The organism is Helicobacter sp. MIT 03-1614 (genome assembly GCF_000762925.2).
Classification (GTDB): Bacteria; Campylobacterota; Campylobacteria; order Campylobacterales; family Helicobacteraceae; genus Helicobacter_C; species Helicobacter_C hepaticus.
The window spans coordinates 131855-153095 of the sequence record NZ_JRMS02000005.1 but is presented as its reverse complement, the minus strand read 5'-3'; the positions used below and the strand labels follow the sequence as shown (position 1 = coordinate 153095).

General features: G+C 37.2%; 21 protein-coding genes. 5 read left to right on the top strand and 16 right to left on the bottom strand.

Annotation, left to right across the window (positions count from 1 at the left end; genetic code table 11):
- Positions 1 to 8: 8 nt before the first annotated feature.
- From LS66_RS05030 to rpsO, 5 genes are all read left to right on the top strand, one after another.
- Positions 9 to 1229, top strand: a complete 1221-nt coding sequence (locus LS66_RS05030; protein WP_011115389.1) for a 2-oxoacid:ferredoxin oxidoreductase subunit alpha — start codon at positions 9 to 11, stop codon at positions 1227 to 1229.
- 10 nt (positions 1230 to 1239) lie between these two features.
- A complete protein-coding gene (locus LS66_RS05025) occupies positions 1240 to 2187 on the top strand; it encodes a thiamine pyrophosphate-dependent enzyme (RefSeq protein ID WP_011115388.1) in 948 nt (315 codons plus the stop codon).
- 123 nt (positions 2188 to 2310) lie between these two features.
- Positions 2311 to 4182, top strand: a complete 1872-nt coding sequence (gene rpoD, locus LS66_RS05020; protein WP_011115387.1) for an RNA polymerase sigma factor RpoD — start codon at positions 2311 to 2313, stop codon at positions 4180 to 4182.
- A 54-nt stretch (positions 4183 to 4236) separates the two neighbouring features.
- On the top strand, positions 4237 to 5088 hold the full coding sequence (locus tag LS66_RS05015; RefSeq protein ID WP_034366659.1) for a hypothetical protein: 852 nt from the start codon (positions 4237 to 4239) through the stop codon (positions 5086 to 5088).
- A 72-nt stretch (positions 5089 to 5160) separates the two neighbouring features.
- On the top strand, positions 5161 to 5433 hold the full coding sequence (gene rpsO, locus LS66_RS05010) for a 30S ribosomal protein S15 (RefSeq protein WP_011115383.1): 273 nt from the start codon (positions 5161 to 5163) through the stop codon (positions 5431 to 5433).
- A 1-nt stretch (position 5434) separates the two neighbouring features.
- Here the strand turns inward: rpsO and LS66_RS05005 are convergent, their stop codons facing one another.
- The 16 genes from LS66_RS05005 to LS66_RS04930 form a co-directional block, all read right to left on the bottom strand.
- Positions 5435 to 6307, bottom strand: coding sequence for a DUF268 domain-containing protein (locus LS66_RS05005; protein ID WP_236096977.1), 873 nt, complete (start codon positions 6305 to 6307; stop codon positions 5435 to 5437).
- Between the two features lie 33 nt (positions 6308 to 6340).
- Positions 6341 to 8404: a hypothetical protein gene (locus tag LS66_RS05000; protein WP_034366661.1), complete on the bottom strand. Its 2064-nt coding sequence runs from the start codon at positions 8402 to 8404 to the stop codon at positions 6341 to 6343.
- Positions 8405 to 8506: 102 nt separating this feature from the next.
- Positions 8507 to 8761, bottom strand: coding sequence for a 30S ribosomal protein S18 (gene rpsR, locus LS66_RS04995; protein ID WP_011115380.1), 255 nt, complete (start codon positions 8759 to 8761; stop codon positions 8507 to 8509).
- Positions 8762 to 8779: 18 nt separating this feature from the next.
- On the bottom strand, positions 8780 to 9292 hold the full coding sequence (locus LS66_RS04990) for a single-stranded DNA-binding protein (RefSeq protein WP_034366664.1): 513 nt from the start codon (positions 9290 to 9292) through the stop codon (positions 8780 to 8782).
- Between the two features lie 17 nt (positions 9293 to 9309).
- Positions 9310 to 9723 (bottom strand): 30S ribosomal protein S6, encoded by a 414-nt coding sequence (gene rpsF, locus LS66_RS04985; protein WP_034366666.1) that lies wholly within the window; start codon positions 9721 to 9723, stop codon positions 9310 to 9312.
- A gap of 94 nt (positions 9724 to 9817) precedes the next feature.
- Positions 9818 to 10828, bottom strand: a complete 1011-nt coding sequence (gene holA / locus LS66_RS04980; protein ID WP_034366668.1) for a DNA polymerase III subunit delta — start codon at positions 10826 to 10828, stop codon at positions 9818 to 9820.
- A gap of 194 nt (positions 10829 to 11022) precedes the next feature.
- The gene (locus LS66_RS04975) at positions 11023 to 11220 is read right to left on the bottom strand and encodes a hypothetical protein (RefSeq protein WP_034366670.1); all 198 of its coding nucleotides are present in this window, start codon (positions 11218 to 11220) and stop codon (positions 11023 to 11025) included.
- Between the two features lie 99 nt (positions 11221 to 11319).
- On the bottom strand, positions 11320 to 13260 hold the full coding sequence (locus tag LS66_RS04970; RefSeq protein WP_034366673.1) for a ribonuclease R family protein: 1941 nt from the start codon (positions 13258 to 13260) through the stop codon (positions 11320 to 11322).
- A 7-nt stretch (positions 13261 to 13267) separates the two neighbouring features.
- Positions 13268 to 13954 (bottom strand): metallophosphoesterase, encoded by a 687-nt coding sequence (locus LS66_RS04965; RefSeq protein ID WP_236096976.1) that lies wholly within the window; start codon positions 13952 to 13954, stop codon positions 13268 to 13270.
- Positions 13955 to 13961: 7 nt separating this feature from the next.
- Positions 13962 to 16016 carry a M99 family carboxypeptidase catalytic domain-containing protein gene (locus LS66_RS04960; RefSeq protein ID WP_034366679.1) on the bottom strand — a complete coding sequence of 685 codons (2055 nt, stop codon included), beginning with the start codon at positions 16014 to 16016 and terminating at the stop codon, positions 13962 to 13964.
- Positions 16016 to 16912, bottom strand: a complete 897-nt coding sequence (gene glyQ, locus LS66_RS04955) for a glycine--tRNA ligase subunit alpha (RefSeq protein ID WP_034366683.1) — start codon at positions 16910 to 16912, stop codon at positions 16016 to 16018. Before glyQ ends, LS66_RS04960 begins: the two co-directional genes overlap by 1 nt.
- Before the next feature lie 8 nt (positions 16913 to 16920).
- Entirely contained in the window at positions 16921 to 17841 is a 921-nt protein-coding gene (locus LS66_RS04950) for a DUF89 domain-containing protein (RefSeq protein WP_034366686.1), read from the bottom strand.
- Positions 17838 to 18320 (bottom strand): DUF3972 domain-containing protein, encoded by a 483-nt coding sequence (locus LS66_RS04945; RefSeq protein WP_011115371.1) that lies wholly within the window; start codon positions 18318 to 18320, stop codon positions 17838 to 17840. The genes LS66_RS04950 and LS66_RS04945 overlap by 4 nt, the downstream gene beginning before the upstream one ends.
- 9 nt (positions 18321 to 18329) lie before the next feature.
- Positions 18330 to 18824, bottom strand: coding sequence for a 5-(carboxyamino)imidazole ribonucleotide mutase (gene purE, locus LS66_RS04940; RefSeq protein WP_011115370.1), 495 nt, complete (start codon positions 18822 to 18824; stop codon positions 18330 to 18332).
- 84 nt (positions 18825 to 18908) lie between these two features.
- Entirely contained in the window at positions 18909 to 20453 is a 1545-nt protein-coding gene (gene thrC / locus LS66_RS04935) for a threonine synthase (RefSeq protein WP_034366689.1), read from the bottom strand.
- A gap of 112 nt (positions 20454 to 20565) precedes the next feature.
- Positions 20566 to 21201, bottom strand: a complete 636-nt coding sequence (locus tag LS66_RS04930; RefSeq protein WP_034366691.1) for an outer membrane beta-barrel protein — start codon at positions 21199 to 21201, stop codon at positions 20566 to 20568.
- Positions 21202 to 21241 lie beyond the last annotated feature (40 nt).

Below are 21241 nucleotides of genomic sequence, written 5' to 3'. Positions count from 1 at the left end.
AGGAAATAATGGCTAAAACAATGGAATTACGAACGATTGAGGTGTGGGACGGGAATATGGCAGCCTCTCAAGCACTGCGTCAAGCACAAATTGATGTGGTAGCAGCTTATCCTATTACACCTTCAACTCCGATTGTGCAAAATTATGGAAGTTTTGTGAGTAATGGTTATATTGATGGTGAGTTTGTTATGGTGGAATCTGAACACGCTGCTATGAGTGCGTGTGTAGGTGCAGCTGCAGCTGGAGGGAGAGTAGCAACTGCGACAAGCTCTCAAGGTTTTGCTCTTATGGTAGAGGTGCTTTATCAGGCTTCTGGTATGCGCTTACCTATTGTTTTAAATCTTGTCAATCGTGCGCTTGCTGCGCCGCTTAATGTCAATGGTGACCATTCTGATATGTATCTTAGCCGCGATACAGGTTGGATAAATCTTGCTACCTATAATCCCCAAGAAGCATATGATTTTAATCTTATGGCATTTAAGATTGCAGAAGATAAACGCGTGAGAGTGCCCGTAATTGTGAATCAAGATGGTTTTATTTGCTCTCATACAGCCCAATCAGTGCGTCCATTTACTGATGAAGAGGCATATAAGTTTATTGGCGATTATATCCCACATAATCCTATGCTTGATTTTGCTAATCCTATCACTTATGGAGCGCAGACAGAGGAAGATTGGCATTTTGAGCATAAGGCACAATTACATAAGGGCATTATGGATTCGGCTGCAGTGATAGAGGAAGTATTTGAATCGTTTGCAAAAGTGTCAGGACGCAAATATAATCTTGTTGAGACCTATATGTGTGAAGATGCGGAGGTAGCAATTGTTGCACTTGGCACAAGTGTAGAATCTGCTCGCGTGGCAGCTAAAAAAGTGCGTGAGGAAAAGGGAATTAAAGCAGGAGTGCTTTCAATCCGCACTTTGCGTCCTTTTCCTTTTAAGCAAATAGGAGAAGCACTCAAATCTCTTAAGGCTGTAGCGTGTTTAGATAGAAGTCTTCCTGCTGGTGCGCTTGGTATGCTATTTAACGAATTTTCTGCTGCGGCTTTATCTGCTGGTGCGCACCCTGTGATGTCAAATTATATCTATGGACTTGGCGGACGTGATTTGACACAGGCACATTTGGAAGGTATTTTTAATGAGCTTGATGCAAATGTAAAAGCTGGCAAACTTACACACCCAGTTCAACAAATGTTAGGGCTTCGCGGACCTAAAATGAGCTTTTTTTAAGGAGAATATGATGGTAAAAGAAGTTAAAAATCTTAAAGAGTTTCAAAAATCATCAAAGAAATTTGAAGGTGCGCATTTACTTTGCCCGGGTTGTGCGCACGGAATGATTGTGCGTGAAGTATTAAGTGCGGTTGACGGACCTATTATTTTAGGAAATTCGACAGGTTGCCTTGAGGTTTCAAGCGCAGTATATCCGCATACAAGCTGGGACGTGCCTTGGATACATATTGGTTTCGAAAATGGTTCTACTGCTGTGGCTGGTGCAGAAGCTATGTATAAAGCACTTGTACGTAAAGGCAGATACACAGGCGAAAAACCTAAATTTGTTGCATTTGGTGGTGATGGCGCGACTTATGATATTGGATTCCAATGGATTAGCGGGTGCTTTGAGCGCGGACACGATATGACTTATATTTGTCTTGATAATGAAGTGTATGCAAACACAGGTGGGCAGAGAAGTGGCTCTACACCGCTGGGTTCTAGCACTTCAACAACTCCTGCAGGAAGTGCAAGCTATGGCAAAAAAGAGCGCAAAAAAGATTTACTCTTTATAATGGCAGCACATCACGCTCCTTATGTTGCTCAAGTCGCTCCAAATAAATGGAAAGATATGAACAAAAAAATTAAACGTGCCATTGATACAGAGGGACCGACATTTATTAATGCAATGAGTGCTTGCACAACAGAATGGCGATTTGAATCTAACAAAACCGTTGAAATCAGTGATTTAGCTGTGGATTCTCTTGTGTTTCCATTGTTTGAAATTATTAATGGCGTAGAATTGCACATTACTTATCGCCCACGTAATGTTGTTCCAGTGCGCGATTATTTAGGTGCACAAGGGCGTTTCAAGCATCTTTTTAAACCTGAAAATGAGCATATTATTAAACAATTCCAAAAAGATGTGGAAGCACGTTGGGAATATCTCCAACGTAGAGAAGAAATTAATCCTAAATAAGAACTCTTAGTAGTCTAATAAAGCAATTAGGCTACAGAATAAAGGGTGCAATATTAATAAAGTTTTTATGCAATCTTAGATAAAATTGCCGATTTTGTTATATTCCATTGCAAGGACATCATTATGTCAGAAAAATCCGATAAGGTCAGCAAAAAATCAAAAGAAGTCAATGCTGAATTAGAAAGTCTTTTTAAAGAAGAAGATAGCGATTATATCACTTATGAAAAAATTGCCCAAATTATCCTTAAAGCTCCTACTGCTGCACAAGTTAAGAAAATTAAAGACTTAAGTAAAAAATATAAAAAACAGCTTTTGAGTTCGTCAGAAATTGCAAAAATGCTCAATACTCAAGAGCAGATTAAACGTCAAGCTGATAAGAAAAAAATGCTTAATGAAGAGCTTGAAGATGAATTTGATTTTATGAAAGATAAGGAATTGCTTGAATGGAGCAGAAGTGATAGTCCTGTGCGTATGTATTTGCGTGAAATGGGACAAATTTCGCTTTTGACAAAAGAAGAAGAAATCAGTTTAAGTAAAAAAATAGAATTAGGTGAAAATACTATTCTTGATGCAATTTGCTCTGTGCCTTATTTGATTGATTTTATTTATGATTACAAAGATGCTCTTATCAATCGTGAGCGACGTGTAAAAGAGCTTTTTAAAAGTTTTGATGATGAAGAGGAAGAGAATGAAGAGGAAGAGGAAGAATTTGATATGCTTGATGATGAAGAGGCATCACGCAAATCTAATTCTAAAAAAGACCAAAAACGTATAGAAAAAGTTATGGAAAGCTTTAAAGCACTTGATAAGGCAAAAAAAGAATGGCTCAAAGTGCTTGAAACACCAATAGTAGAGGGAGAAGATGAGTTGGCTCATATTTTGCTCCTCTCGCATAAAAAGCATATTTTGAAAATGAAGCTTTTGGATTTAGGACCAACAAGTAAGCTTATTGGTGAGCTTGTGAAAGCAATGGAAAACACTCTAAAGAGTGGCGATGGCTTTGAACGTGAGTTAAAACGTTTAGAGTATAAATTGCCATTGTTTAATGATATGCTTGTGGAAAATCATCAAAAAATACTTGCTAATATCACAACGATGAGTCGCGATGAGATTGCTGCAATGGTGCCAGAAACAACAATGGTGAGTGTATATGTAGAGCTTAAAAAGCTTTTTCAAACGAAAGAAGCAAGTGAAGGTGGTTTTAATTTAGAGCCTGAAAAGCTTAAAGAAATTCTAGAGCAGATTAAGCGCGGTAAGTCTATCTCCGATAAAGCAAAGGCAAAAATGGCAAAATCTAATCTCCGACTTGTGGTAAGCATTGCCAAACGTTATACAAATCGTGGTTTGCCATTTCTTGATTTAATCCAAGAGGGCAATATTGGGCTAATGAAAGCAGTGGATAAGTTTGAATATAAAAAGGGCTTTAAGTTTTCAACTTATGCTACTTGGTGGATTAGACAAGCAATTTCTCGTGCTATTGCCGACCAAGCACGCACAATTCGCATTCCTATCCATATGATTGAGACGATTAATAGAATCCACAAGATTATGCGCAAACACGTGCAAGAAACAGGCAAAGAGCCAGATATTGATTTTATTGCCAAAGAAGTGGGGTTACCTATTGATAAGGTAAAAAATGTGATTAAAATCACCAAAGAACCCGTAAGTCTTGATGCACCTATTGGGAGCGATGATGATGGCAAGTTTGGGGATTTTGTAGAGGATAAGAGCTCGGTTGGTCCTATGGATTACATCCTCAAAGAGGATTTAAAAGTGCAAATTGATGAGGTGTTAGAGCAGCTTAATGATAGGGAAAAAGCAGTCATTCGTATGCGCTTTGGATTGCTTGATGATGAATCTGACCGCACTTTGGAGGAAATTGGCAAAGAACTTAATGTAACACGAGAGAGGGTGCGACAAATAGAATCTAGTGCAATCAAAAAGCTTAAACACCCAAAGGTAGGAAGAAAGCTTAAAAATTACATTGAGGAGTAAGGTTGGAGAAAGCCAAATTGCTTTTTATTTTATAGATTTGGAGGGGAGAAGCGTTTGCTTTTAGAAAAAGTAAAATTTATATTGTTAGGGATAAGCTTTGTTTCATTACTACTTGGAAATGAGATTCCACAATTATACAATACTTCACTTTTAAGTAATAATGGGACGATGTTTTCTAATACACTCTCGCCTGAAATGGCAGATGGGAGGTATTGGGTGGATTTTGATGGCGAAGTAGGGCTTACCGGTGTGCTTGAAATGGCCTATGAATTTAACCAAGGTGCTTGGAATTGGGTATTTTACCCTGATAGCAACCTTGAGCTTCCTTTTTCGTTTGACCCATATAAACAAGGAGTTTATGATAAGCAACTCAAGAAATGGGATTATAAGAACGCTTCTTTTAATAAAAAGATTGATTTGGGTATCCTTGTAGGGATTGATGAAGTATATAAAATCCTCCCTTATGATTTACAGGCAAAAGAGATAATTTTTGGTGCAGTCGCAGTGAGGGCACAGGTGGTATTGAAGTATTATGGATTTGATGGAACAAAAGATTTTCCTATAAAGGTAGGGCATATAAAAAAATTTAAAGCACTTTCTCCAATATCTAAGCATTATTATGAGATTGGCATCGCACCGCATTTACAACAATTCCCTAAAACAAAGGATAGTTATATTAATTTAAGAGGTGAGCCAAAAAATGATGGCAAAAAGGCAGGAGAGATTATCGCGCAAATCCAAGTGGAAGATTTAAAAAATAAAAATGCTTTTGTTTATTATATATGGGGACGAAGTATTGGTGAATGGCTAAGAGTCTTTTACTTTCCACCTTCAGCTAAAAGTGGTAAGGACGCTATATTAGGTTATATCCATTCTTCACAAATTGAGAGCAAAAAGCAAAAATAGCGTATTTTATGTATTTTTTAGATTTTTAAGATAGAATCCAAACTTTATTTTATACCAATCAAGGAGGTCAAAATGGCTTTAGATATGGCGAAGAAGAAAGAGATTATTGCTAAATTCGCACGAGATAGTAAGGATACAGGCTCAAGTGAGGTGCAAATCGCATTGCTTTCACAAAGAATTGCAGATTTAACAGAGCATTTAAAAGCTAATCCAAAAGACCATTCAAGTCGTTTGGGGCTTTTAAAGCTTGTAGGGCAGAGAAAATCGCTCCTTTCTTATCTTAAAAAGACGCAATATAATCGTTACGCAAAACTTATCGGTGAGCTTAAACTCAAAGACAGATAAGCTATTTTTTTGCAAACTCAAATAAGCCAAAGCAACAACTTCTTTTATGTGCTTTTGGCATAGATTCGAGTGCTTCCTTATTGATGTGTAGATTGTTATTTTCCCATTTCATACATTCTATCACATCAAAATCTTTTATATAGCCCATTTCAATAATTTGCATAGAATCTAGGCTATCAATAATAGTTTGTGGTTTGTAAATGCGGTGGGCATTGAAACAAAGCCTATCCTCATCTGCCACAGGCACACTTAGATAAAGCCGTCCATTGGGTTTTAATACTCTTTGAAAGGCTTTTAATGCTCCCTCCCACGCATCTGGTTCTATGGGGTCTCCATAACGCCCAAGTCCAAAATGTTCTATACTACATAGTGCAGAGAGTGAGTGGATAGAATTATCAGCTATATTTTCTAAACGCGTAGCATTGGCTTGAATATATGTTATGCCCCCCCCCCCGTTGTTTAAAAAGCTCGTATTAAATTGATTATTCATTGGACGTATATCAAGCAAGGTAATTTTTTGATTATAAGCGAGACAATGCGCGATAAAATCCCTCACACTAGAGCCTACATCATAATGCACATCGGGTTTATGAGCTAAAACTTTACGCGCTCCCCAAATATCTTGTATAAAATATTGTGAATCTATAACACCATTAGGTGCATACTTATCCCCTAAGCACAAATAATCCCACTCACTATCAATCACAAATCGTTTATCCATATTAAGACGTGTATAGTCTGCCTTATCTTTGGCAATTTCTTGGTTGCTCATTATTTCGCCTCCACTCGCTCCATTTGTAATAAGCCACATTTGATAAAATGGGCGTAATATTTCTCTTAAAATTTTTTTCCATATGGGCATTTTTTGTTTCATTTTATTCCTTTTGTATGGGTTTAGATTAAGAAATTATATTATTTGTTTAATTGCTTTGTGTTTAAAGCGTCCGCATATAAGCAATAACAATATACAACTCATTCCGCTGAAAATAACTTCTCCAAAAGAATTAAGAGCTTTTGTGTTTGAGATCATCAAGATCCCAAAGCTCAAGCCTGTAGTAAGTGCAGAAAATACAATAGCGTGAGTTGAACGTGGATTATCCCCTTCTTTTATGGCATAGATTCCATAATCCACACTTACAATCACTAAAATGAGCAAAGCGAAAAGGTGCATCATATTTAATACACTATGGCTTGATATGACACAGAGTGCCATACTCAAAGGAAAAAGCACAAAGCTTGCCGCACTTAAAAATGCTTTATGTGTGCTAAATGCAAGGGTTAAGAGCATAAGGCATAGCGCAATGCCAAGCACAATAAGCATAGGCTGGTAGATAGAATCTGCTAAGTTATCCATAATGCTTTGCAAAGGGCGTGCGTCAAGGTGCACATTAGATTGTGCAATTTTTTCTTGCTCTTCTACGCTCCACAGACTTTGCACATTTTCTTGTAATTTTGTAGTGTCTTTAGAATCGCTATGAGCTGCTTGCAGGGATTTTAAAAGTTCTTGTGTCTTAACAATTTGGGGTTTTGACATATGCACGAGATAATAATATTTCTCTAAATGAGATTCTCCTTCACTTTGTCTGAAGTTTATCGCACCTGTGGATTGTATAAGCCCACGCACAAAGAGCATAAGCCCCTCACTTTTATCTGCAAAGAGTAATACATCATTTTCATCTTTGTCTTGAATGTGCGCAAAAAATGCTCTTTCTTTGAGCATAGGTTTATTTTGATAATCAAGTTTAGAGAGGTCAAAATCAAGTTTAAGTTGTGTGCTTATGTAGATAAAACCTATTAGCGCTATGCTTAAAAATACAATACTCGGGATAAAGGGTTTCCTCAATGCCGAAATTACACTAAAAAGTCGTGGTGGCTTAAAACCTATGCGTGGATATATGAATGCGAAGTTAATATATGCTATGCTTAAAGAAATCATTGCATAAAGAGCAAGTTGTGATAAGAGAGGAAAAGGGATAAACAAACACGCACCAAAGCCTACCATTGTTGTAAAATAACCATAAAACACAGGAAGATTAAATGGTGGACGAGGATATGAAGATTGCTTACGAAAAGCCGCACTTTGTGTATAAAGCCCAAAGAAGTGATGATGCATCATATAATCAATGGCAATATTTGAAATGCCCATACCAAAGCTTAATGCCATAATCGTAACTTTTGGATATATGCAAAGGGTAAGCAAAATTGCAAGGGCATTAGAGAGAATGAGTGTGCAAATAGTATAAAAAGTCAAAAGTGGTATGCGAATAATCACAAAATACAGCAATACAAATACAAATGAGGCAAAACCTAAAAGAAAATTTACTTCATTTAAAATTAATTCTAGATTCTCTACACGCATAAAATCAGACGAAAAATAGCGCATATCAGGATAGTCTTGAGCTATGGCTTTAAAGCTTTGTAGCGTGGATTTAATAGCTTCATCTTCAAGGTTTGCAAGCTCTACTAATACCATTAAGCCATAATCTTTTGCTATAAGGGTAGAGGAGGCTGGCGGAGCAGAAGATGCAAAATGATTTGTAAGTTGGTGTAATAAAGGAGCGAAAATCTTTTGCGCCTCAAGCGAAATAAGAGTATATTGCGAATGAGAATCAAATGAGGCGTTGTGTGGAGTGAGGATATAAGAAGTATTTTGTGTCAAAAAGGTATAGAGCTGTTTTTCTAAGGGGATATTTTCTTCAATGACAGAGGAAACATAAGGAAGAGATTGAATAATGCGAACAATATCTTGCATACGCTTTTGTGCATTTTCATCAAAGCCTTTAATCGCCACAGGCACATATTTAGAGCTAGAAAAATATCTGTATACTTCAATTACTTCTTTATCATCATTATGTGGAAAGAGATCAAGCACCTCTTGACTTATACGCTCTGGTTCAAAAGCCCACCAAAACACACCCAAAGTTGTGAAAAAACATAATGTAAAGACAAAAAGAAGTGCATCTCTCCGCATACTTATCCTTTGAGTATAGACTTTTGATTATAGCAGAGTTCTATTATTAATTTTATTTTGCACCAAAAATCAAAGCAAGTTATAGCTAATGCGGAAATGCTGCTAGATTTTAAAAGGATTCTCAACAACTTTTTTTCTATCCACAATGTAGGGGATAAGAGCCATATGCCTTGCGCGTTTGATTGCTACTTCTACACGTTCTTGCCAACGTTTTGTATTGCCTGTAAGACGTCTTGGCATAATCTTGTATCGCTCTGAGAGTGAATGCTTAAGCATTTCTACATCTTTGTAATCAATATATTCAAGCTTTGCTTCAGTATATCGGCAGTATCGTTTTGAGTATTTTTTCTTTTCCATTATTGCTCCTTGTGTTTATTAAAAAGGTATATCTTCATCATCAATGTTGATTTCGGGGATATTTTGAGGATAGTTTCCTGTCCCAACATTCCCATTTCCTTGTGGCTGCGAGTAAGTTTGATTGTAGTTTGGTGAGTTATTGGTATTATGTTGCATTCCTGTATTAGAGGCATTTGCATTGTTATAAGGGTTCTCATCTCCACTAGGTTTAGAATCTAGCATTTGCATACTTTCTGCAGTAATGGTATGCCTACTTCGTTTTGCACCGCTTTGGTCGTTCCACGATTCTAAACTCAAACGTCCTTCAATGAGAATCTTGCTTCCCTTGCGCAAATATTGATTTGCTACCTCTGCACTGCGCCCAAAAAGCTTTACATCTATAAAGCATACTTCTTCACCTTGAGAGCCATCTTGCTTTTTGAATCTCCTATTGCTTGCTAATCCAATGGTAGCTAGAGCGCTCCCACTAGGCAAATATCGGAGTTCCACATCTCGTGTAAGATTTCCTATTATAATCACCTTATTATACATCTAGCTTCTCACTCGTATTAAGCCTCTGTCTGGACTTGCTCTTTAGCCTCTGGGGCAACATCTTCTTTTTTAGCTTTTGTGGGTTTGGGTTCTGGTTTATTATTTGCTTTATTTACAAGGCTTTGCCACGCACTTTGTTCTTTTTTACTCTCATATTTTATGACGATAAAGCGCAAAATCTCTTCATTAATGCGATAATTGCGCTCAAGCTCCAAAATTAAGCTAGGTTGAGCCTTGAAGTAGATGACAAAGTAGTATCCACGTTTATTTTTTTTAATCTCATAGGCAAGATTTCGCATACCCATATCAAGGCAAGTTTCAATCTCACCACCATTTTTGGTAATGACTTCTTTAAAAAAATCAAGTCGTGCTTTGATTTCTTCTTCTACAAGTGTGGGTTTGAGAATAAACATCGTCTCATAAAATTTCATTGTAATCTCCTTTTGGTGTAACCGCCCTTTTGTTTATTGCTATGAAGCCACAAAGCTTTTGTGTTACAAAAGAGCAAGGTGTAAGAGGGAGATTCTATCTTATCATTTCTTGAATTTTAATTAAAGTGCTCATAGATTGTTTGGATTTGCCTTTGCTTACTTCATAGCGCCAAGCAGAGAGTAACTCAAAGATAGCAATATATTGTGTCTCTTTAAAACGAATGCAATAACGTGATAAACGCTCAATAATATGAGCAGGTGGACTAAATCCTAGAATCTCTTTCGCATCGGGTCGTCCTTTGATTTTGATAAAAGCAAAAAACAAAAAGAGTTGATAAAAAAATCTCTGAATCTCCCCAATCATCATTATTTCATTAATTCCCTCTTCATAGATAGTGTTGAGCATTTTGATAATAGGCTTTTTTTCCATTAAAGTATGGCATAGCTCTTCTACACTAAAACTTGCTATGCCATCACAAAGTAAATTCACATCATTTGGTTCTATGGGTCTTCTTTCTGCACCTGTGAAAATAACAAATTTTTCTAATTCATTTAAAGAGAGTGCAATATCATTATTTTGTAATCCTAAAATATAGCCTAGAATCTTATCATCGGCAATAAGCCCTAATTCTTTGCTTCTCTCACGCATAAAGCCCATACATTCATCTATTTTTGGCGGAAAGAATCGCACTTCCACAATGCTATCTTTAGGTATTTTGGGATTTTTAAAATATCCAGCACAAATTTTGCAATCTCTTGCATAATCCCCATCTGATTTATTTGACGCTTGATAGTATTCTATAATAAGCGCATTTTGTGTATTATGTGAAAGTGAAGTAAGAAAAAGCCCTATATCAGCCTTGTTTAGTTTATGATTGATTTTTAGCACTACAAGTGAGCTAGAGCCAAAAAGTGAGCCTTGTGAAAGCAAAGCATTAATGTTATTTGCATTGTATTCATCAAAGTAAAAAGTCGTCTTTTCCTCGCTTTTTAAACAATGAGCGATTTTTCTACTATAATAGCCCACTAAAAAGCTATCACCATACAGAAAACTTATGCGTGGAGCAGATTGTTTTAAGAGTGTATCAAGTTGAGATTTATACATTTATTGCAGAGAATCCTTAATGATGTAAATCCTAAGGATTCTAGCAGGATTTATTTATTAAAACCCTTAATGCCAATTTCAAACATTATGACAAAATTGTCAGAGTTTGGATAAGCTTGTGTGTCTTGAATATAAGCAGGGGCTATATTTGATACTTCCCTCTAGCTCTGCGCCTAAGAGTATAATATCTCTATCTAAGCCTTTTTTAGAGCTAACTGCGCCGTGATACCCATTTCTTCATCACTGAGCAATGCAACATTGACATCTTGCTTACCAAAAAGTAATTGGGCATCAGCTTTGCTTAACTTTTGCATTTCTTGTGTTTGTGCTGCAACAAGGGAAGTTGTCCCCAAACTAAAAACTAAAGCCAGAGAAATCAAAATCTTGCTCATTGTGAGCTTCCTTAAAAATGATTTTGGTGTAAAACACCTCTAAGGTTCTAAACTATATTTTTCATAAAGTAACATTTTAATTTTAGTCAATTTTAAGACTTAATGACTGATAGATTCTATTACTTTTCCTTGCACATAGCCACAAAGCAAATCCACTTTTTCTATTTGCACTTTTACAAGTTTAAATCTCTCAAATGAGTGTGAGAGAGCAATTTTTATTTGCGGGATAGTATCTAGTGCAATAGCATAAGAATCTTCTTCTACTACAAGTGCAGTGCAGATAAGAGGTAGAGTAGATTCTAAGAGTCTTTGTGTAAAGGCAAGCATTTTGCGTTGATAAAAATCCTGCTCAATATGGCTCACTTGCTTTTGTTTGATGTTCATCTCTTGAGCAATACCATTGAGCCCCTCAAGTAAGAAAGACAGGGATTTATCCTTATGAAGAAGTGCTTTTAAGATTCTATGCACGATTAAGTCGCTATATCGGCGAATAGGCGAGGTAAAATGTGTATAACTCTCAAATCCTAAGCCAAAATGCCCGATATTGATGACACTATAAGTTGCTTTAGCAAAAGATTTGATAATCATATCATCAAGCACTTCTGCCATATTGCTTCCTTTGACTTGGTTTTGTATAGCTAATATAAGGCTGTGAAAATCAAGTGTAGAGGGTAGCTCAAAGCCCATATTTTTTATTTCCCATAGTAGTGATTGTATGCGCTCTTCTTTGGGGGGAGGGTGGATTCTAAAAATGCCCTTTTGTGTATTATTGATGAGCATAAGCGCACTTTGCACATTTGCAAGGAGCATAGATTCTTCAATGATGCTATGAGCCAAAGTGTGCTCTACTTTATACCACGAGCTTATATTTTGATACTCATCAAGTTCCAACTTGATTTCATTGCTTTGAAATTCATAGCCATACTGCAAGCGTATAGCCCTATGCTTTTTGATATAAGGCAAATATGCCTTAAGCCATTTTTGAATCTCTTTTGGCAGAGTGCTTTTGTGTCCTTGCAAAAAAGATTCTATGTTTTCATAGCTGACATTTGCGTGAGATTGTATAAAGGCTTCTAAGAGCTCACTTTTTTGCACTTGTGCGTTTTTATCAAGCGTTATTTTCCATACCATTGCTAAACGCACTTTGTTTTCTTTTAACGAGCAGATTCCGCTGCTTAGCTCAAAGGGGAGCATAGGCACAACTTTATGCGGAAAATATATGCTAAAACCTCTTTGTCTTGCTTCCTTATCAAGCACACTTTCACAGCTTACATATTCGCTTACATCGGCAATAGCTACATAAAGCGTTTTTGTTTTGCTTTCAAAATAAATCGCATCATCGTGGTCGCGTGCGTCTTTGGGGTCTATCACACAAAAAGGCAAGTGGCTTAAATCTACACGATGGGGATACATCTCTTTACATACTTCATCGCCAAAAGATTGAGCAAACTCCTTGACATTAGAGCTAAATTCATTGACGCGATTATAGGAGCTTAGGACTATTTTTTCGTCAATTTGTGCATCTCCAAGCACTCCAAGCACTTCAACAATATTGCCAGATAAAAGCTCAACCTTTACCACGCAGTGCGGAGGCAAAGCTTTGAGCGATTTTTGTGAGACTTTAAGTTCTATATAATGTTCTTTTCCACTTTTTGTATCAAGCTCAAGAGCTTTAATTACCCCCTTTTTCATCACAAGAGTAGCAAGGGTATAAGTTTTTGGTGAGTAAAGCAATGTAATAAAACGCGCTTTTTTTGGTGTGTGTTTTGCGAGAATAATATCACCTTTTTTGAGCTTAACATATCGTCCATTTTCAAGGAGAAAATCATTTTCATCTTTTATATTCAAGCTTTTGATGTAGATTTTTCCACTGCGTGAAATATCTACACTGCCTATAATAAAGTGAGGCTTAAGTATGCAATATTCACCTTTATTTTCAAGCACATTTATCTCTTCTAAATGTTTAAGTGCGTGAGCAAAAGATTTGGGAATGCGCCTCCTTATCGTGCCACAGGAAATAAGAGCGTAAAAATATATCATTGCTCCCCTAAATATGGACTTTATGTCGCCATAAGGTAATAATTTCTTTAAGTCGTTTGGGAGCAAAACCTAGCTGTTCGCAGCTGACATTAAAACAAAAGGAATAATTTGTATTGCGTGAATGGATATGTCCGTGAATATTCAGTGAGCAATCCGCGAGGGCAAAAAGCTTATCAAGCGTATCTCTACTTTTAGTGAATCTATCGTGTGCCTTGCGATGAAACACAGGAAAATGCGAAAACATAATGCGCTCTCCTGCACAATCAAGCACTATGGCGTTGAGATAAATATCATCTTTTACCATACTTTTGCCAAATTGTGCATAGAGTTTTTTGAGAATTGCCTCGCTTTGGGGAATTTGTAAGGCTAAACCCTTTTGAACACTCCAACTTTTAAGATTTTTAAGTTTTTCAAAACGTTCCACATCATTATTTCCTATTACAAGTTTTTTCGTGCCATTGAGTCCTTTAAGATAAGGGAATCCACCCGCATAATATAAATCTCCCAAATGCAAAAGCGTATCTTTTTTGCCCACTACTTGATTCCATAAATGTTTATGAAACGCATAAAAATCACTATATCCATAGGCTTTGGCACTTTTGAGCCGACTAGGTTCGCGCTGCAAAACAGCCTTATGTCCAAAATGACTATCGGAAATCACAAATGTGTTTTCAGTAATTTCAAACCCCATCATATAGCCTTTATAAGGGTTTAAGGAGATGTTTTGCTATATAGCCATTAATTTCACGCACCCCTTGTTTCCCCTCAAAAATATAATGAATCTTTGCCCATTCTCCATTTTGCCCCTCAAAAGAAAGAATTTGCATTTTGCGTCCCAAAGGTGCTTTAGCCACAATGGGCGCAGTGATGGAAGGCTCTAAGCGCACAAGCGCAATATTTACTTTTACTTGTGCATTTATAGGAGGTGCTTTCACAGAGGAATCTTGAGTTTTTTGTGATATATCTTTTGGTGTGGATTCTATAGGTTTTGTATTCTCTTGCGGAGCATCTTGAAGTGTCTCTGTTAGCATATATGAGCTAATGTAGCCCTCTTGATTTACACCATTTTTACTATCTTTTGCAATTTTGCTCCATTTACCCACTTGTTCTAAAACTTCTACTTTCGCTCCTTGTGGAAGTTTCGCAATTATAGAATCTTGTGTGCTTGGTTTTAATCGGACATTAACGCCAATAGAGGGTCTAACAAAACGAGTCATGGTTTGTTGTGGTATTTTGATTGTAGGCTTAGTAGATTCTTTTTGTTCATTTTTAGGCATAGATTCTTTAGAAGCAAGGGCTATATTTTTAGGTGGTATAGTGCTTGGTGATGTCTGTTTGGTATGAGTGTGTGCTAGAGCTAAAGCAAGGGGTGAATTAGGTGCAGGTTTATAGGCTATAAGTTTATAAGGTGTGGGATTATCAAGTGGAGGTTTATCAAAAGAAATAGTTATCATACCGCTAAATACATCTTTGCGATAGATTTCAGCGCGATAAATAAGAGATTGTTTATCAAGGCTATATCGTGGCATAAAGTCTTTTTTATGGACTTTGATACCACTTTCATCGGGTAAAGGCGAAGTATCATTAGGCTTGACATAGCCTATAATATTTACGCGATATTCGCTCATAGGTTCAAACTCTATACTTTCTTTTGCATAAACTATTGAACCCAAATGCACAGACTGCATTTTATCATCAATTTTCATATTCACACTGCCCAATGAGCTATCAAAAGCGCTCCATTGGGGTGAGAGTGTGCTAAGTGTGCGTGAGCCATATTTAATCTCTATACCCCCTTGTTGATTTTTCACTAAGCCGAGTATATGACTTGGGCTTTGAATCTTAATATGTTTTGGTTCTACGCCTTGAGGAAGCGGAAAATAAGTAATAAGAGGGCGTAGAGAATCTAAGGGCAAAGTGATGAGTCCTTCAATATGTGCTTGTAAATGTGCAGTAGAGATAAGTTTTTTGATAGAGGCGGGATTAAGTTCAAAATCTCTCTCAAATTCTATACCAAGCTGTCCGAGTAGAGATTCTATGGCGAGGAGGTGATAATATACGCGTATTTGAATATCAAGCTCTTTGCTTGCTTCATTTGTGAGAGCCGGTTTGCCGAGCGAGAGTGAGAAAAAAGTGAGGGCTTTGAGTTGTTGTGTATCATTTTTAGATTTTGTATGAGTATTATGCACAGAGTAGCGATGGAGAGGGTGTAGGATATACTCATTAATATCTGCCACCATTTGAATCACAAAAGATTCTAATTTGCCATATTTTGAGCCTTTAAGCTCTACTTGGTCTATTACCGAGCAATTTCCCCAACGGAGCGGATTAAGGAGGTTACTCACATAGGTAGGACGCCAATATCCACTCCCATCGTGGAGGTGCATTGAAATATCAATCTGTGGATGAGCAAGAAGCTCTTTGATTTTTTGGATACTTTGATAATCAGGGTCGTTTTGAGCAAGCGCAGCAAATTTGCGATTCATATCACCATACAAACCACGCACATTTGCAAACATACTATGAGGATTAACAACAGGCACAACCCACACACTACCCTTTGTGATTTTGTAATGACGCATAAATAAATCAGTAGAGTAATATGCTCCGGGTTCATCGCCGTGAATCCCGCCCATAAGGAGTAAAGTAGGTGCTCTTTTGTCTCCATCATTGAGTTTATAAAGCTCAAAATCACGCACAAGATTCTCCGCGTGAAGTATGCTAAATACAAAAATTAAAATCAGAAAAAGGCGCATCATAATCCTTTGTTTTTTTCTCTTCGCATAGTTCTCTCTTCTTCCATTTCTTTATAGAGTGTAGCACAGCCTTTAGCGAGTTCGCGTATTTGTAAGATATAGTTTTGTCTTTGAGCTACAGAGATAGCTTTACGCGCATCAAGGATATTAAAAAAATGACTTGCTAACATTGTGTAATCATAGGCTACAAGAGGGACTTTTTGTTGCAAACAATGTTTGACTTCTTGAGTGTATTGATTGAAGAGAGAAAAAATCATTTGTGTATCGGCAAGCTCAAAATGGTATTTAGAAAATTCATATTCGCTTTGCAAATGAACATCAGCATAAAGCATAGGTGCAGAGTTTGAGGAATCATTCCAAAGAATATCAAAGATATTTTCTACACCTTGAATATACATTGCTAAACGCTCCACTCCATAAGTGATTTCTACTGCTACAGGGCGACAAGGGATACCTCCTACTTGTTGAAAGTAAGTGAATTGAGTTACTTCCATACCATCAAGCCATACTTCCCAGCCTAATCCCCACGCACCAAGCGTTGGAGATTCCCAATTATCTTCTACAAATCGCACATCGTGTGATTTTAAATCTAATCCTAAAGCCTCAAGGCTACGTAAGTAGAGCTCTTGTATATTATCAGGACTTGGTTTGATAAGCACTTGAAATTGATAGTAACTTCCTAAGCGGTTAGGATTTTCTCCGTATCGTCCATCTGTGGGGCGGCGTGAAGGTGCGACATAAGCTACATTCCACGGCTTAGAATCAAGACTTCTAAGTAGGGTTGCAGGGTGGAATGTCCCAGCTCCTGCAGGAATGTCATAAGGCTGGACAATGAGGCAGCCTTGATTTTTCCAAAATTCTTGTAATTTTAATAAAATATCTGAAAAACTTAACATATTTCTCCTTATTTGACATTATGCTTTAACATCATTGTGCCTTTTTCCACACCACAAAATGCAGCTACAACATCGCATTTGACTTTAAAAAGCATAAAAAGTCGCTCATCTTTATGAGATTGCAAACATTCAAAATTTCCCATACCCTTAGAAAGAATCACATCAGCTTCATCATAGAGTTTTTGCGCACGCTCACAAGCATCTGCATAAACAAAGCCTGGACTCTGCACGCCAGAATCTATAAGTGTGCAATAATGTCCTATACCCTTTGCCAAAGGGTGGCGCATATCTTCTAAGGTAAGGTCGTTAATAATAGGCTTTCCACGCAGTGCGTAATATATTTGAAGTTGTGGATAAATTTCTTTAAGGGAAGATATAAGCACTTCATCAAAGATATTTTCTCCCGCATTATCAGCAAGATAAAGGAGGATTTTAGCACACTCAAGTTTATCTATGAGTGCATCAAGGCAAAAATCACCAAATATCATTTCTTCAAAGCCAAAATCTGCATTCTCAAAACTAAAAGCACTTTGAGAGCCATAATCAATGACATTTCCCAAAATTGCTACTCTTATCGCCCAATCAAGTCGCCTACGCATAGAATCCACGCTCCATTTTCCCGATGAAGTGCGTTCAAGCACAGGAGCAGGATAAGAGACAAGGAGATTCTCACAAATGCTATGAGCGCGCACCATACTCTCTTGTTTAATATGTATAAAAGGGTCGCTTATGCCTAGATTTTGCTCAACGCATTGATAAATCTCAATAGCAATTTGAGGCGGAGCAAGAGTGCGGCTTTGTGCGGCTTTTTGAGCCAATTTATCTTTGATTTGTTGTGTAATACTAGAAGCATTGTGTGGTTTTAATACAAGGCAGAGATTTTCAACCTGTTTTTGCAGACAATCAAAACACTTATCTTGTGCTATCATTTTGACTCTGTCATATTTGAGACTTTACCCCACATAAGGCGATATTTGCGCTTCATAAATTCAATTTCCTCCCGTGAGCGCTCTAGTTCTGCACGTAGCGTTTCCATCGTCTTTTTGTCATCATCATAGACTTCTTGCATAGAAATAAGCGCATCTTTAAGGAAAGAATTTTCATTTTTAAATGCACTAATAGTTTCATCTTTTGAAGCGATGACTTTATCGTGTAAGCCTAGAATGGTTGAAATTGTTTTTTCTACAAATACAGGGTCAAGTTCCTTGCCATTCATATCCGCAGAGACAAGCCCAGATTCTACTTTTTTGACAAGTGCAGAAGTGCCCGAAGTCGCATCTACTAAGATTTTTCCATTTTCTTCTTTACTTTTGATAGCTCCTTCTTTAATGAGTTCCATAATTTTGGTTTCATCTAAGCCAGAGAGTTTGGTAAATTCCTCAAGCACAAGCCAAGTTGTATTTTCCATTGTGTCCCCTTAAATTCTCACTTCAATCTCTGCTGAATCTAGTTCTACCTTTTTTGCTTTCATCACTCTATCTTCTATTAATTTGCCCGCAAGTTCATCATTTTTAAGGCTTAAAATTTGCATTGCTAAATATGCTGCATTAATCGCCCCGGCTTTACCAATACTTGTCGTTGCCACAGGCATTGAGCTTGGCATTTGCACTGTTGAGAGAAGAGCATCAAGTCCATCTAATGCACCTCCATTAAGTGGCACACCAATAACGGGCTTACAAGTTTGAGAGGCGATAGCCCCGGCTAAGTGTGCTGCCATACCTGCTGCTCCAATGAAAACCTGCGCACCACGAGATTGTGCATCTTTAATGTATGATTTTGTGCGCTCTGGTGAGCGATGAGCCGAACTGATTATTACCTCATAGGCTACATCAAATTTCTTTAGCACTTCTATGCACTCGCTCATCACATTCCAATCACTTTTACTTCCCATAATGACGCTTACAAAATCCATTTTTGCTCCTATATCTTTTCATTTAGCATTTTATACACATTTAAAAGCGATTTATAGCGCATTTTACCATATTTTGTATTAATTTTAAGAATGCTTGAGAGAACATCTCACCCATCGCATTATACACATCTCTAGCTGTGGAATAGGGATAATGTCTTGCTGCACTTCTTTTTTGTTAAAAAGTTGGAGAATCTGCTCGGGTGCTTTGATAGGATTATTGGCACAAGAGAGTGAGCAAATCTCATCAATGGCTTGTTTATCGCTTATTTCATAAGCTTCTTGTGTGTTTTTAATGATGTCTGCTTCTTTGAGTGCTTCTCTCACACTTGGGGCGAATTTACTCCATTCTGCTGTGGCAAGAAATACACTTTTGCCAATTACACTACTTTTTTGCAAATTTTTTGCTACAAAATAAGCAATCGCACTATGCGGGTCAAGTAGTAATCCTTCTTTGAATCCTTGCGCAATGCTCTGCATACACATTTTATCATCACATTCAAATGCACTAAAATCTTGCTGAAGTAAGCTTAACTCTTCAGCAGTGAGGCTATAAAAATCTCTTTTATCAAGGCTATCCATTAATTGCTTTGTGCGTTGTGCGCCAAAGAGTGCATAAAGCACTCTCTCTACATTTGAACTTTTTAAAATATCCATAGCAGGGGATTTGGTTTTAATTAAGTTTCGCTTAGAAATATCATATACACCCGTGTTTATAAAATCACTTAAGATGTTATTTGCATTAGAAGCGCTCACAAGACGCTCAAGGGGTAAACCCATTTTTTTTGCAAAAAACGCTCCTAAAATATTGCCAAAGTTGCCACTTGGCACGACAACAGAGATCTTCTCCCCAAGTGTAATATGTCCATCTTTAAGTAATTTTACATACGCCCAAAAATAATAAATGATTTGAAATGCAATGCGTCCAATATTCACAGAATTTGCAGCAGAGAGCGCAAATCCTTGCTCTTTGAGTTTTTTTATAAAATCTACATTTGCAATAAGTTTTTTTAATGCACTTTGCGCTCCATCAAAATCTCCCTCAATACCAATAACTTTTACATTTGGTGCGGTATGAGTTGTCATTTGTAATCGCTGCACATCGCTAGTGCCTCCATAAGGATAAATGCACACAACCCTGATATGAGGTTGATTTGCAAAGCTCTGCAAGGTTGCAGGTCCAGTATCACCGCTTGTGGCAGTGAGAATAAGATAGGGTCTTGTATCTTGCGTAGCAAGATGTGCAAACAAACGTCCAAAGGGTTGAAGTGCCATATCTTTAAAAGCACGTGTAGGACCAGAGAAGAGATTAAGCATAAAGAGATTCTCATTTACTGCTTTAAGTGGAGCAGGATTATAAGAATCATCAAAATTTTTATAGCTTAAAAGTGCTTCTTCAAGCACACTTCTATGGATTCCAAGTTTTAAGCGATTAAAAATATCTACGCACAGCTTGGTATAAGTAAGGTTTGTAAAATTTTCAATGTCCTCTAGGCTGATATGAGGGAGTTTGGTAAAGGTATAAAGCCCATTATGTTGTGCATTCGGGTGTAATAAAGCGTGTTGAAAGCTTACGCCAAAGGCTGTATCATCTCGCGTGGAATATAAGAGATTCTCATCATATGTATTCATTTATGTTCCTTATGCCTTAAAATGGACACATTGTAGCATATTTTGATTTTTTTAGGGTAATAAAGTTTAAGATTGCTTCCCCGCTTCTTTGATAGAAAGCAGGGAAAAACATTTAGAAAGTGTAGTTATAGCCAATTTGCACGATGTAAGTGCGAAGTGTAGCTGTTCCTTGTGCCATAGGATTAGTAGATTTGTAATCATAAGCTACTAATGGAATTTTTGCTCCAAGGAGGATTTGACTTGCATCATTAAAGTTATAGGTAAGTCCTACATTTACAGGCACAGCAAGCCCGCCTTTAGCACCTTGACTTATATTTTGACCCATTACTTTCCAAGTAGGATCATATTGTTGATAACCTACACCAATACCGATATATGCACCAAAAGCAGGAGTGAAATTGAAGTAATAATCCACATTTGCAGTGATAAGATGTTGATTAATATCGGCATCAACTTTACCAAATGGTACAGGATTATCCTTAGAACCTTTGCTTTGATTGTAATTATAACTGATATAGTATTTTAAACCATAGTTTTCGCTCAAGACTTGTTTATAGCCTACATCTAGTCCTACTGCCCAGCCTATACCACTTGTAGGGAAATTATCCTTTACTCCTGTAAAACCGCTATATGAAGGTGTCGTAATAGGCACTCCTGCATTTACCCCTACAAAAAGCCCACTTGTTTGTGCTTGAGCTACACCAAATAGGCTTGCTGCTAAAGCACTTGAGATAAGAATCTTTTTCATTTTAATCCTTTTGTCTATAAAGTTTTAGTATCATTTGATA